The sequence below is a fragment of the Rhodothermales bacterium genome, assembly GCA_041391505.1.
Lineage (GTDB): Bacteria > Bacteroidota > Rhodothermia > Rhodothermales > JAHQVL01 > JAWKNW01.
Genome location: JAWKNW010000006.1, coordinates 100,146 through 114,399, shown reverse-complemented (window position 1 = coordinate 114,399; position 14,254 = coordinate 100,146). Strand labels below are relative to the sequence as shown.

Annotated in this window: 9 protein-coding genes; 1 reads left to right on the top strand and 8 read right to left on the bottom strand. The window is 66.8% G+C overall.

Annotated features, from left to right (window positions below):
• Position 1: 1 nt before the first annotated feature.
• From R2834_08280 to R2834_08250, 7 genes are all read right to left on the bottom strand, one after another.
• Complete coding sequence (locus R2834_08280) at positions 2 to 3,040, bottom strand: binary toxin-like calcium binding domain-containing protein (protein MEZ4700311.1); 3,039 nt, start codon at positions 3,038 to 3,040, stop codon at positions 2 to 4.
• Between the two features lie 180 nt (positions 3,041 to 3,220).
• Positions 3,221 to 5,713, bottom strand: coding sequence for a serine/threonine-protein kinase (locus R2834_08275; GenBank protein MEZ4700310.1), 2,493 nt, complete (start codon positions 5,711 to 5,713; stop codon positions 3,221 to 3,223).
• Between the two features lie 10 nt (positions 5,714 to 5,723).
• The gene (locus tag R2834_08270) at positions 5,724 to 6,290 is read right to left on the bottom strand and encodes a sigma-70 family RNA polymerase sigma factor (GenBank protein MEZ4700309.1); all 567 of its coding nucleotides are present in this window, start codon (positions 6,288 to 6,290) and stop codon (positions 5,724 to 5,726) included.
• A 28-nt stretch (positions 6,291 to 6,318) separates the two neighbouring features.
• Positions 6,319 to 6,723, bottom strand: coding sequence for a VOC family protein (locus R2834_08265; GenBank protein MEZ4700308.1), 405 nt, complete (start codon positions 6,721 to 6,723; stop codon positions 6,319 to 6,321).
• 123 nt (positions 6,724 to 6,846) lie between these two features.
• Positions 6,847 to 7,395, bottom strand: coding sequence for a DUF3592 domain-containing protein (locus tag R2834_08260; GenBank protein MEZ4700307.1), 549 nt, complete (start codon positions 7,393 to 7,395; stop codon positions 6,847 to 6,849).
• 126 nt (positions 7,396 to 7,521) lie between these two features.
• Entirely contained in the window at positions 7,522 to 8,343 is an 822-nt protein-coding gene (locus R2834_08255) for a hypothetical protein (GenBank protein ID MEZ4700306.1), read from the bottom strand.
• Between the two features lie 105 nt (positions 8,344 to 8,448).
• Positions 8,449 to 10,179 (bottom strand): SulP family inorganic anion transporter, encoded by a 1,731-nt coding sequence (locus R2834_08250; protein ID MEZ4700305.1) that lies wholly within the window; start codon positions 10,177 to 10,179, stop codon positions 8,449 to 8,451.
• A 219-nt stretch (positions 10,180 to 10,398) separates the two neighbouring features.
• Between R2834_08250 and R2834_08245 the strand changes: the two genes are divergently transcribed.
• The gene (locus tag R2834_08245) at positions 10,399 to 12,489 is read left to right on the top strand and encodes a CehA/McbA family metallohydrolase (protein ID MEZ4700304.1); all 2,091 of its coding nucleotides are present in this window, start codon (positions 10,399 to 10,401) and stop codon (positions 12,487 to 12,489) included.
• Positions 12,490 to 12,544: 55 nt separating this feature from the next.
• Here the strand turns inward: R2834_08245 and R2834_08240 are convergent, their stop codons facing one another.
• Positions 12,545 to 14,089: a GMC family oxidoreductase gene (locus tag R2834_08240; GenBank protein ID MEZ4700303.1), complete on the bottom strand. Its 1,545-nt coding sequence runs from the start codon at positions 14,087 to 14,089 to the stop codon at positions 12,545 to 12,547.
• Between the last annotated feature and the right edge of the window lie 165 nt (positions 14,090 to 14,254).

The window sequence follows — 14,254 nt, the reverse complement described above, 5'->3', positions numbered from 1 at the left end:
ATCAGCGCAGGAGCACCATCCGTTTTACGCTCGACACGGCCCCTGCCTGGATGCGGTAGAGGTAGACGCCGCTCGCGAGGCCCGAGGCGTCGAACGTGACGCGGTACGAGCCGGCCGCTTGCGCTTCGTCCACCAGCACGCCGGCGCTGCGCCCCAGCATATCGAAGATCTCCAGTCTCACCGGGCCGGCCTGACCGATCTGATAGGCGATCGTGGTCACGGGATTAAACGGATTGGGATAGTTCTGGTCGAGCGCGATCTCCGCCGGCAGCTCCCGCCCATCGTCCTCCTCTTCCACCGCCGTGACGACGGTACGCGTCGGCACGCCGCCGCCCGAATCGGTGGCGCCGATTACGCCGTCGGTGCCCACGGAGGCCCCGTAGTTCGCGTCGTACATCGCGATGTCGCGCATGAAGTTCGCCCCGGGATGACTCGGGGTGGGATACCCGCCGAAGGGCGAAGCCCACGTTTCACCCCCGTCGTCCGTCCGGTAGACCGGGCCGGCCTCCGTCTGTGCGAAGCCGACCAGCGGGGATACAAAATCGGCGGCGAGGAACAGGGCGCTCCCCGCAGCGGAGTAGACGACCCGATTCCGATCGCCGGACGACAGCCCGAGCCGGTAAATGACGTTGCGGCCCACCACATACCACGCGTCATCGCCGTCATAGGTGATGTCACTCAGGTTGGTAAAGACCATCGCCTCTTTCCAGGTCTCCCCGCCGTCGTCCGTCCGGTAAACGCGGCCGAACCCGTCCGCCATCATCCCGTCGCCCACCAGGCCCGTCGTCGCCGAGATGAAGGATACCGCATTGAGGTTGCCGACGTCGGGGCGTTCGACCGGATTGCCGTCGTTGTCGAACACGAGGAGCGAGGCGGCGGACCAGGTCAGCCCATCGTCCGTCGAGCGCCGGATGCGCGTGCCGGCGACCGCGTACCAGATGCCGTCGCCCGCGTAATCCACATCGAGGAAGGTGTCGTCGGGACCGGTGACCGTGGCACGGCTCCAGGTACGCCCGCCGTCGGTCGTCCGCATGAACACCGAACCGTCTCCGACGGCGATGCCGGTATCCGTGCCCTCCCGAAAGGCGACCGCGTGGAACGTCGTCGCATCGGCCGGATCGAGCGCAGCGCGCTGCCAGGACTGGCCGCCGTTATCGGAGTAGAGCAGCGCGCCCTCCCCGACCGCCACGCGTCGTTCGACGTCGAGCACGGCGACGCCGAGCACATCGGATAAACCCATGTCGTTCGTCTGCGGATACCAGTAATCGGCCCGCCCGGTCGTGTTGAAGCAGAAGCCGGTCGCCGGCTTGCTGAGGTCGTTCCCGACAAACAGCGTCGTGACGCCGTTCGTGGCGGTCCATTTGGGGCTCAGCCAGTACCGCGGCGACGTCTGCCCGCAGTCGGATGCAATCGGGATCGACGGCGTAAGGCCCGGCCCTAGGGTCCGCTCGTACCCCAGCACATCGCGCATGACCACGTACGACGGGCCCGGCGCGATCGCCTTGAGCAGCGAATCGGGCGTCACGAAGAAGCTGCTGGAGCCCGCCCGGCGCAGCGGCACGACCGTCTCGGAACCATCGGCCGCAAAGAGGTGCGCCTCGCCGCCTTCTACGGGGATGCCGCCTTTCGGGGTGGCCGAAAGCCGAAGCTGGCGCATCGACGGATAGATCAGATCGCCGGCGATGACCGGGCCGGCCGTCTCCGGATCCGGGCTCGCCATCAGCAGCGCCACGCCGCGTGGCATCTCCATGTCGATGATTTCGTTGGGATGTCCGACGGCATCCCAGTAATCCAGAAACGTGCTATCCCGATTGGATCCCCCTTTTTCGGGTCCGGATGTCATGTACCAGCCGCGGGGATATTCGCGTCCTTCGATAAGGAGGCCGTCGCCAGCTGGCTGCACGTCGTATCCGATAAACTGGAGCACATTCCGCAGCGTGAAGCGGGGCCGCGTGCTCGGCGAACCGGTATAGATCCGGTATTCGAACGGGTTGCCGGCAAATTCGCGGGGCGGGATTTCGTTGGGGTCGCCGCCATACCCAAAATCGACCAGGAGCCGCAGCGTGCGGGCGTCGATCTGGTCCTGAAATTCTTCCCACCGGCACGGCTCGGGGCAGGCCCAGTTGCTGTCTTCCGGGCGCCAGCGCGAGATGCCGGCGTCCAGCCCGACGACCTCGATGCGAAGCGGCGTGCCGCGCTGGATGTCGCGCAGCTCCTCAAGCGAAAGCGTGATCTCCTCCGTCGAATTGCCGGCCTGCCGGCGATCGATGGTGATGAAATCCGACGTCTCTCCCGGCCGCAGGTTGGAGGGAAACGGCTGTTCCGGACGGATCGTCCCCAGAGGATCGTTGCCGAGAAAGAGATTGAACGTCGGCAGCACGTCGAGCGCGGTGGCGCTGCCGGCGTTGCGCGCCACGATATCGAACGCCAGCGACGCCGCGTTGTCCGATTCCACCGTGGTCGCCGTTTCCCAGTTGAGCGACTCGCCGCGCGTCTGGCTGGACGAGAAGCCGGCCGTCACCGAAAAGCTCGTCTCGGTCTCGACGCTTTGCGACACCCCGAAGTCGGTGAGGCTCGCGCTGGCCTCGGTGCCGACCGTGACCGAGGTGCTGACGGTGGTCTCCAGGCTGAATTCGAGCGTGCTGGACGTGGTGACTTCCCGCCCCTGCGAATCGGTGATCGTGCCTTTCGGCGTAAACCGATACCGCAGCATCCGCACCTCGATCTTCGGCATCGCGGCAACGAGGGGGTTGTTGAACGGGGGCTCGATGGTATTATCCATGTTGACGCCCGTCGCCTCCTGGAAGTCGCTGTACGGATCGCCGTCGCTCGACCACGCTGTCGGGTCGGTCACGAAACACCCGTTTACGCCGGGGCCGGGCGTACAGGCATTCAGGTCGCGGTCGTACCCGAGGCGTTCGAGGTCGTCATCGACGCAGTCGCCATCGAGGTCGCGTGCCGGCTCGACGCCGGCGGGACAGGCCATGTTCGACGAAGCCGTCGAGACCTGGGCCAGGCTCTCGGAGGGGAAGAGCATCATCGCCAGGACCAGGCCTAGCGGCAGGAAGAACCTGTAGCATGAGGATAAGGATGTGTGCATCGGCATATCAAGATCGGGATCGTGCGTTTTCGGATAGTGGGTCTTTATCCGAAACGCGCACTTTGGCCCGCAATCAGATCAGACACCCTTCACTTTTTTTCAGGGAGATGCCGTCGGGGCCTATTTTCCGGGCCGGCGGAGCGCATCGAGCCGCTCCGAGGCGGCCTGGATCAGCGTTTCGCAGCCGGGGGCGCCCGCATCGGGGCTCGCGCAGCGCGCGCGGCTGTCGGCCACCAGGCTATCGGCTTCCGGATACGCGCCGGTAGCGCCGAGGGCCGCGGCGAGGTAGAGTTGCCAGCGCATCCGGTTGGGATGGCGATCCCCGGCGGCGTTGGCATGCATGGTGAGTCCGGCCCGGTACAAGGCCGCCGCGCCGGCCGGATCGCCGGCCTCCATCACCACATGCCCCCTGCGGATCAGAAAGCTTGCCTTCTGGGGATGGTCGCCCGGGAAACGCCGGTTCTCGACCTCCAGGGCTTCCTCGTGCAGGCGCTGCGCTTCGTCGAACCGTCCCTGCATGCCCACCACATAGCCGAGCTGACTGATCGTGTTGGCGATTTCGAGATGATCGTTCGGATTGATCTTGCGGCGGATGCGCAGCGCCTCGCGGTAATACCCTTCCGACTCCTCGAAGCGGCGGGCATCGCGCAGGGTGGCGGCCAGGTTGTGCAGCGTGGTCGCCACGTCGAGGTGCTCGTTGCCGAAGAGCTCGCGCCGCATGGCGAGCACTTCGAGGTGCACGGCTTCAGCCTCTTCGTGCCGGCCTTGCTGGTTGTAGATATCGCCAAGGATGTTGAGGCTGTACGCGATCTCGGCATGTGGAGCCTCGAAGAGCCGGCGTTTGATGGCGAGCGATTCCTGGATCAGCTGCTCACCCGCCGCCAGCTGCCCCAAACGGAGCTGCAAAAAGGCGAGGCTATGCAACGCATTGGCGAGCGCGAGCGGATGATCGTCCGCGTGCCGGCGCAGGATCGCGACGGCCTCCCGATGCGCTTCGGCCGCACGGTGGTAGGCACCGAGGCGCTCGTACAACAGGCCGAGTTCATCGAGGGTCTGCGCGGCCTCCGGGTCCTCGGGGCCGTTGAGCCGTCTGCGGAGCGCGAGTGCGCTGTCGAGCTGCCGCTCCGCATCCTCGAACAAACCCAGGCTTTTGTAGACGGTCCCGATGACATGTGCGAGTTGGGCTTTCACCGCCGGCTGGTCGGCCAGCTCCGTCGCGATGCGCTCGGCGCCCCGGTCGAGCAACTCGCGCGCCGTGATGGTCTGGCCGCTGGTTTCTAGCGGGTCGGCCACGGAAAAGATGTCCTGCATGAAGGTGGCGACGGCTTCTGCTTTTGCGGCTTCCTGGCGAGCACGGTCGCGTTCCGCCGTCACGCGGTTGAAGGCGACCGCCAGCAGCACCGTCACCACGACGAAGCCGACGAGCGTGGCCCCGACGCCGGCCCGATGCCGGCGCACGAACGTGTGCAGCTTGTACCCGAGGCTGTCCGGCCGGGCCAGCACGGGCAGGTTCTGGCGATGGCGCACGATATCGTCCAGCAAGCCCTGGGCGGACACGTAGCGGCGCTCGGGCTCCTTGCGCAACGCCTTGAGGACGATGGTATCGAGGTCGCCGGCCAGCCGCCGCTTCAGGCGATCCGGCGTGTGGCCGCGCGCCGCCGCCTTCTCGCCGGATGCCGCGGCGCTCGGGGCCGCCGGCGCCTGTTCCAGCACGGCGCGTTCCAGCGCCAGCAGATCGAGCCCCTCCGGCTCGACGGGCCGCGAGCCGGTCAGCAGTTCGTAGAGCACCACGCCGAGGCCGTAGACATCGGTCGCCGTGGTCACCGGAGCGCCGGTGAGCTGCTCGGGCGCCGCATACGCCGGCGTGAGGAGGCGCAGGCCGGCATGGGTCCGCGTCTCCACCGGCGAGCCGCCATCGCCCCGGATCAAGCGGGCGATCCCGAAGTCGAGCAGCTTGACCTGCCGGGCGCCGAGCGCGTCCTCGACTACCAGAATATTGGACGGTTTGAGATCGCGATGGACAACCAGGTTGCGATGGGCGTAGGCCACGGCGTCGCAGACCTGCTCGAACAGGGCGAGCCGCGCCTCGATCGGCAGCCGGCGCCGGTCGCAATAGTCGGCAATGGGTTCGCCGTCGATGTATTCGACGACGAGGTACGGCCGGCCCTGATACACGCCGCCATCCAGCAGGCGTGCCACGCCGGGATGGCGCAGGCCGGCGAGGATCTGGCGCTCGGCGCGAAAACGCGCCAGGACCGCCTCGGTATCCATGCCGGGCTTGACGAGTTTTACGGCCACCTCCTGCTGGTACATCCCGTCGGCCCGTTCGGCGCGAAACACGATCCCCATCCCCCCTTCCCCGACCCGCTCGATCAGCCGGTAGCGGTCGATCACATCCCCCGGCCCGGCCCCCGCCGGCATCCAGTCCACCACATCGGTCGCTCGGCCATCCAATAACGGATTCAGGTCAACGTCCAGCAGCGACGACACCTCGCGGTACAACGCGTCATCCGGGCCACACGCCGCCCGGAGAAAGCTGGCGCGATCCGCCGCGGGGCGATCCAGCGCATCCAGATACAGCGCCTGTATGGTGTCCCAGCGATCTGCGGTCATGGGGCCTCCCTCACGAGTCGGCGAGTTCGCGGCTCAGCCACGCGCGAGCCGTCTGCCAGTCGCGCTGCACGGTGGGCACCGAGACCCGCAGCGCGGCGGCGATTTCCTCCTGTTGCAGGCCGGCGAAAAAGCGCATCACCACCACCTGGCTGGCCCGCCCGGAGACCTGCTCCAGTCGCGTCAGGGCTTCGTCCAGCGCCAGCAATTCCCCGAGGGAGGCCGCGCGCGCGAGGTTATCATCCACGAGCGTCACCTTCTCGAACGCACCGCCTCGCCGCTCCGCCCGGCGCTGGCGGGCATAGTCGATCAGGATGCGCCGCATCACCATCGCGGCGATACCCAGAAAATGGGACCGATTTTCCCAGCTGGTGCGCGTCTGGTCGATGAGTTTGAGATAGGCCTCGTGGACGAGCGACGTGGGGTTGAGGGTGTGATCGGCCCGCTCGTCGCGAAGCTGGCGCCGGGCCAGTTCGTGCAGTTCGCTGTACAGTAAGGGAAACAGCGTTTCGATGGCCGCCTCATCGCCGGACTGGATGTCGGCCAGAAGCGCCGTTATGTCACGATCCGGTTGGGCCATGCTTTTCGGAGAAGACGTGACGCCCGCTTCAGCGCGCGTGTCGCCCGATCAAATCCCACTTGTTTCCATAGAGATCGAAGAACACCACAACCGTCCCGTAAGGCTCGCGGCGCGGCGCCTCCGCGAAGCGAACGCCGCAGGCCTCCATGTGTCGATAGTCGTCCCAGAAGTCGCTGGTTTCCAGAAAATACGCGACGCGGCCACCGGTCTGATTCCCGACCTGCGCGGTCTGCTCCGGGCTCGACGCGCGGGCGAGCAGCAGCGCGCCGCCGGCGTCCGGACGCACCACCACCCACCGCTTTCCGGCTCCGAGCGGGGTATCCTCGACGAGACGAAACCGCATGACGTCTACGAAATAGGCGATCGCCTCGTCGTAATCGTGCACGACGAGCGTCGTCATGGCAAGCGCGCGACGCGGTGGATGTTCGTCCATTCGACCGGAGCGATTCGTGAAGAACCCTGTCTTAACGCATCGGGCCGGACATGGTGCCTGTCACCGGACGGGTTTGATCGCCCTCTTTGATGAGATTTGCGCCGGCGGCGGGAGCGCGACGGCTCACGAAGCCGGCTGGCGTTGGCGCAACGAGCCCGAGGCCCGGCGGAGCGCCAGGCCCACGGCGAGGAACAGGACGCCGAGGATGAGCGGCACGTAGGTGGCGCCGCTCGCTCCCGCACGCAACACCGCCATGGTGGGATCTTCCGGATCGTAGGCTACAGGCACCGCGCTGCGCACCGGAAAGCGCTGCTGGCCGGCGGCGCGCGCCTCCTCCTCGGTGTCGAAATCCTTCCCCTCGGCGTGGTCGCCGTTGCCGAGGGAATAGCGGGTACCGGTGTACGACGTGCCCTCGACCTCGTAGCTGTACTTCACGACGTAATAGTAGTCCTTATGGGGATTGACGCGCCCCCGCTCCGATTGCGAGATGCTCCACCGTACCAGCAGGTTGTCGACCCGGCCCTCCGCCCGGGGCCACGACGCGCTTTCGTTGGCGGTGCGCACGAAGTACACGCCGAAAAGAAGGAGCGCCGCGCCGAGGAGGACGAGCGCATGCCCGGTGATGCGAAGGACTTTGGCGGACTCCTGGGGATCCATGTCTTGCGTAGCCATGCGATTCGGTAAGTGGTCGGTTATGGGGTGTGTTTGTCTCCGGCCATTCCATTCGGGACCCGGCGCGGTCCAGCGTTTTCCAGACAGCGCCGGATGCATACGTCCGGGGAAGATCGGGATATCGCGTCAGGCCGAGACGGCGTCGGCCTTCGCCGCGCGCTGCTTCTTGTTGCGGCGCCAGAGCCAGTAGCCGACGCCGGCGAGAACGACATAGCCTTGCAGTCCGGCGTATGCGATAGCGAGGAGTACGGCCACCAGCACCAGCGAAGAGGCGACCAGCGCCGCGAAGAGGGCCGCGATCATCAGGAAGGGATGCACCCGCAGGACGCTTTCGATGCGCGACGGCGTCGCGATCCGTTCGGGCGCCGGCATGGCCTCGGCGAGGGCGACGGCCTCGAGCAGCGCGTCGAGCCGGCGTTCGGCGAACGCGGGCGTGATCGCTTCGAGCGGGAGCCGGCACCGCGCCAGCGCGAAACCCGGCTGGAGCGCGAAGGTGGCCTGTTGCGCGTCCGCCGGCGCCAGCACCTCGGTCAACACACGCTGGACGCGTCCTTCGAGCAGGTACGGCTGCGCCCACGACGCCTCGAAGGCGGCGAGGTTGAGGTGGGCCAGTTCGGGCGAAGGGGGATCCAGAGGGAAAAGGCCCATCCTGGGGCCGAGCCAGCGGTCGAGCAGGCCGGCGACCGCGTGGATGGATCGCGGCGTTGCCGTGAGGCGGGTCTGGAGGGGCGTCGATACCTCCATCGAGCATTCGTGGCCCGCATAGACGCGGCTTCGGAGGTCGGCCCCGTGGTATTTCGTGCGGGAGCGTCGGGAGCAGACGATGACGACGTTGCGTCCGTCGATCACGCCTTGCCAGGTGCGCCCCGTATTGAGGGGCGTCGGCCGGGCGCTGAGGCCACGGGCTTCGAAACAGGCATCGAGCGCGGCAAAAGCATCGTTATCCATCGGTTAGACGGGGTTGATCCGGAAGGCATTCAGGGTTTCTTCCCTTTGCGACAGATGATACCAAATGCAGCCAACGCGAATGACCGGCCCCGATCCACCCTCCGCTCAGGAGCGCTCGGCCGCGTTGCCGAACGCGCCGACGCCGGGCGCGGCGCCCCCAGCCCCGTCACCGCCTTCCAGATCCGCCCGGACCCGCGCGAGCGCGTCCGCGAACTGGGAATAGACATTTTCGTCGCCGATCCGCTTGATCAGCCCGCTTCGCCGCATTGCCTCCAGCGGTTGCGAACGGATGCCGCTGATCAGCAGCAGGGTGCCCTCCCGGCTGAAACGGGACCACACCGCCTCCACCGCCTGCAGCCCGGTGGCGTCGATCGCCATGACGTGCCGCATCCGCAGGATCACGGCGCGCGGAGGGGACTGCAGCGATGACGCCGTCTCGGTGAACTTGCTCGCGGCGCCGAAACACAACGACCCGTTGATCTCGAACACCTCGACGCCCTCCGGAACGGCGATGGGGCCGGCCGGCGTCTCGCCGTCCTCGTCGTATTCCAGCAACTCACGGGCGGTGTTGATCTCCGTTACCTCGGCCAGCCGGCGTATCAGCAGCAGCGCCGCCAGCACCACGCCGACCTGGATCGCCACCGTGAGATCCACGAAGACCGTCAGCAGGAACGTCGACAGCAGCACCAGCACATCGCTGCGCGGCCCGCTCAGGAGGCGCACGAAGGCGTGCCATTCGCTCATGTTGTAGGCGACCACGAGCAGGATGCCGGCGAGTGTGGCCATCGGGATCATCACCGCCAGCGGCCCGGCCGCGAGCAGGATGACCAGCAGGGTGAAGGCATGCACGATCCCCGAGATCGGCGACCGCCCGCCGTTGCGGATGTTCGTCGCCGTGCGCGCGATGGCGCCGGTAGCCGGAATCCCGCCGAAAAGCGGCGAGACGATGTTGGCGATGCCCTGGGCGATGAGTTCGGTGTTCGATCGGTGCCGGCCGCCCGTCATGCCGTCCGCCACCATGGCGCTGAGGAGCGACTCGATGCCGGCCAGCAGCGCGATGGCGATGGCCGGCGAGGTCAGCTCGCTGATCGTCGACCAGTCGAAGTCCGGTATCGCCGGCTTTGGCAGCGCATTGGGCACCGCGCCGAAGCGGCCTCCGATCGTCTCGACGGGCAGGTCGAACAGCTGCACCGCGAGGGTGGTGACGATGAGGGCGATGAGCGGGCCGGGGATGCGTTTCGTGACGAGCGGCCACAACTGGATGATGGCGATGGTGCCGACAGCCAGCACGATGGCGATGAGGCTGACGCTGTCGATGTGCTCGGCATAGGCCCGGATCTTGTCGAGCGAGTCCGCCGGCACCCGATCCATCTGCAGCCCGAGGGCATCCCGCACCTGCCCCAGTGCGATGATGATCGCGATGCCGGACGTGAAGCCGACGGTGACGGGATACGGGATGTACCGGATGACGGCGCCGAGCCGCGCGAAGCCCATCACGACCAGCATGACGCCGGCCATCATCGTCGCGACGGCGAGGCCCTCGTAGCCGAACTTATCGACCACGCCGGCGATGATGATCACGAACGCGCCGGTCGGTCCGCCGATCTGAACCCGGCTGCCGCCGAGCGCCGAGATCAGGAAGCCGGCGATGATCGCGGTGAACAGCCCCTGCTCGGGGCGCACGCCGGATGCGATGGCGAAAGCGATGGCGAGGGGCAGCGCGACGATGCCGACCACCAGGCCGGCGAGACTGTCGCGACCGAAATCTGAAAGACCGTACCCCTCGCGAAGTACCGTCAGAAGTTTGGGTTTGAACGTAGACGACGCCGAACGCATGATAGCGGTCCTGCCGCTCTCAACATCGATGAGGTGACAATCGGAAGAGGTGAATACTCGAGGTTCATCACATACCCTCCGTATGCGGATTGGTTACAACCTCACCTACCCTCCCGCAGAGCAGTTCACCAATTCTTACGCAAAGGCGCCGGTGGGAGCGCCTTTTTTGAACGCCACGGGATGGCATCGTATGTTGACGCAAAAACACGGAAAAGCCTTATGATCCGGCGTAGTGCGGTCCTGCCCGCTTTCATCCTCACGGTGCTCCTCGCCGGCGCAGCGCTTCCGGCTCGCGCGCAGCCTCGTATCCTGCTGGACCGGATGGTTCATCTTCGCCTGGGCCCCATCCCGGAATGGACGTCGTTCCCTGTCGAGACGGATGGCGCGAGCTGGTCCCTCTCCTTCGAGGCGAAGACCCCTCCCGTGGACGCCACGCTCCGTTTCCGCCAGCAGGATGTAAAGCAATCCTGGCAGATCGTGCTCAACGACACCGTGCTGAGCGCCCTTCGGGTCGATGAAAATGATCTCGTGGCCTATCTGCCGGTGCCGGCGGGTCTGTTGCGCGCCGGCGCCAATACCCTCAGCGTCGTCCAGATCGACGACGTGGCGGACGACATCCGCATCGGCGAATTCATGCTGCTCGACCGGGATGTGCACGCCGCGTTATCCGAGGCCCATGTAGCGTTGCGCGTGACGGACGCCGACACCGGCGCGCCGCTCCCGGCACGTATCACCATCCTGAATGCGGACGGCGCCCTTCAGACGGTCGACGCCGCAGCCAGCCCGCTCCTCGCCGTTCGGCCCGGCATTGTGTATACCGGCAATGGCGAGGCGACCTTCGGCGTGCCTGCCGGCCGCTACACGGTTTATGCGGGGCGAGGCTTTGAATACGGGGTTGACTCGGTGACGATAGACCTGTCGCGCGGCAAACGCGCGGCCCATACGCTGTCGATCCGAAGAGAGGTGCCCACGCCGGGGTACGTGAGCAGCGACACACACGTGCACACGTGGTCGTTCTCGCGCCACGGCGATGCGACGCTCGAAGAGCGCCTGGTAACCCTCGCCGGCGAAGGCATCGAATTGCCCGTCGCGACGGATCACAACCAGTTTGTCGACTATCGCGTTGCCGCCGCCGGCCTGGGCCTCGATGCGTACTTCACGCCGGTTACCGGCAATGAAGTCACCACCCCCGTGGGCCATGTGAACATCTTCCCGGCCCCGGACTACGCGGCCGTCCCCCCGTACCGTGTAAGCGACTGGAGAGCCCTTTACGACGGGGTCTTCGCCACGCCAGGTATCCGCGTGGCGGTCCTTAATCATGGGCGCGACGTGCACAACGATTTCCGGCCGTTCGACCCGGGGCGTCACCTCGCCCTGGTCGGCGCCAACGTCGATGGCTGGGCCTTCGAGGCCAATGCGATGGAAGTGGTCAACTCGAGCGCGCAGCAGACCGACGTGATGCAGCTCTTCACCGACTGGTTCGGCCTGCTGAATCGCGGCTACAGCGTGACCCCGATCGGGTCCAGCGACTCGCACGATGTCGGCCGGCACTTTGTCGGACAGGGGCGCACGTACGTCCGGGTCGACGATGCGGATGCCGGCCGGATCGATGTGGATGCAGCCATGGACAGCTTCGTGCGCGGCCGCGTGCTCGTCAGTCTGGGCCTGTTGACAGAGATCACGGTCAACGATCGGTACGGCCCCGGCGACCTCGCGCCGGCCTCCGACCAGGTCTCGGTATCGGTTCGCGTCCTGGGTCCGGGATGGACGCGCGCGGAGACGGTCGACCTGTACGCCAACGGGCGCCTGATTTCTACGGCACGGATCGCGGACGGCGATCGCGCCGGCGTGAAATGGGCGGGATCCTGGACGTTGCCTCGATTCGCGCAGGATGTGTACCTCGTCGCGATCGCGCGCGGACCCGGCGTCCGGCGTCTCTACTGGCCCATCGCAAGGCCCTATCTGCCCGCCGGCCCGGTCTGGATGCCGCAGGTCATCGGGGCGACGGGTGCGGTGCGCATCGATAGCGACGGGGACGGGCGCTGGTCGAGCGCCTACGCCATCGCGCGGAACCTCATGGCGGAGACGGGCGGAGAGCTGCGCGCCCTGTTCGATGCCGCGGCGCCATACGACGAAGCGGTTGCTGCGCAGCTTGCCTCCCTGCTGGACGACGCCGGCCGCTTTCCGGGGGATGCGACGCTCGATGCGTATATCCGGCAGGCCCCGCCGGCCCTTCAAGCCGGCTTCGACGCCTACAGTGCCGCGCGCCGCGCCGCGCACGACACGCCCGCCCGGGAGCCAGGCCGGTAAGACCAATCCCGCATCCACCGCGCAGCCGATGCAGCAAGACCGGCCACCGCGGCGCTCACCCCATCATCCCCTTGAGCCGATCGGACAGCCGGATCGTCATCGCGATGATAGTCAGCGTGGGGTTGGAAACGCCGGCGGTCGTAAACGTCGACGAGCTGGCGATGTGCAGGTTGGCCATGCCGTGGACCGTGCAGTCGCGGTCGACGACGCCCCGCTTCGGGTCGTCGTGCATGCGTGTGGTGCCCATGTGGTGCCAGCCGCCGCCGAGGTTGGGGGTCCACATCGGGTCGTCGGTGGTAAGCCAGTCGAGCAGCTGCACGCGGCCGAGGCCGGCCTTGCCGGCCTCCTCGCCGATGACCTCGAAGGTGCGGCGGAGCGAGTGTTTTTCGAGCGGCGTCAGGCGCCAGTCGAGCGTGAGGCGCGGCATGCCGAGTTCGTCTTTCTCCGGCGCCAGCATCACGCGGGAGTCGCGGTTGGGCGCCTGCTCCATCCGGGCCTGGAGCTGGAATTCGCGGAGGCCGGACAGGTAATCCGACGAATCCAGCTTGCCGCCCTCGTACGCGTCCTGCAGATCTTCCAGCCGGTTGACCGTGAATCGCGCATCACTCGGGTAGCGCGAGATCAGCCAGGGGTAGTCCTTCGGTTCGAGGGTGCGGGGATGGAGCGTGGCGGTGAGGTTGAGCAGTTCGTTCTCCTCCTGGACCGCCTCGGTGAGCGCCAGCTCGCCGCGCGCCTTGGTCTGGAAGAACTTCATCTCGTACATCTTCATGGACGCCGGCGCATTGACGAGCAGCATGCCGGCGCACATCACCTCCAGGTGCTCCATGAAATAGCGCCCGACAAGGTCGTTCTGGTTGCCCAGCCCCGCCGGCACGCGGTCGTTCGAGGCCAGCAGCAGACGCGCGTTCTGCCAGGCGCCGCCGGCCATCACGTAGTGCTTCGCCCGGAACGTGAGCGTCTTGCCGTTGAAGGTCTGCACCGTGAGCCCCTCCACCGCCGACGCCGCGTCGTTCGCGCGGACGGACGTCACGTGCGCGTCGGTGTACAGGTGGATGTTGTTCGCCTGGACGATGTCGTCCCGGTACCGCACGCCGAACCGCGTCGGCGGGCTGAACTGCCACATCTTGGTGAACACCCGGCTTCGGTCGAACGCGAGGCTGACGCGGTCGGGGTCCTGCGCCTCCCAGTAGGCGGCATCCCACTCGGGCGGACCGATCTCGACGTACCGGTTGGCGCGGGCGTAGAAGGGATCGAGGGTCGCGCGGTCGATAGGCCAGCCGCTCTCCGGCACCCAGGCGCGGGGCTTAAAATCGATGGGCTCGAACGGCGAGCACCAGCCGGCCCAGTGGCCGGTAGTTCCCCCGAACGCTTTCAGGCGGACGGCCTGGAGCGGGTAATACGTCTGCCCGGCGCTCTCGCCGGCGTACAGCTCCTGGTACCGGGGTTCCACCTGAAACCCTCCGCCTTCGATCAGGATGACCCGATGCGGTGTGTCCTTCCATTCCAGCGCCATGCTGATGCCGGCCGCGCCGGCGCCGATGATACAGATGTCGCCTTCGACGACGGTGCCGTCGTCCAGGGTGCGTGCGTCGGTGTGCATAGGGGTAGTGCCCCGGGATGCATGCCGGGGCGGAATGTCAAGTGAGCGGATTGGGTGCTTTAGAGGGCATGAACAACCTGCCCTATTGTCATCCCCAACTCGATTGGGGATCCAAGCCATTCATTCAGATTTGCATGGATCCCCGCTTTCGCGAGGATGACCAGC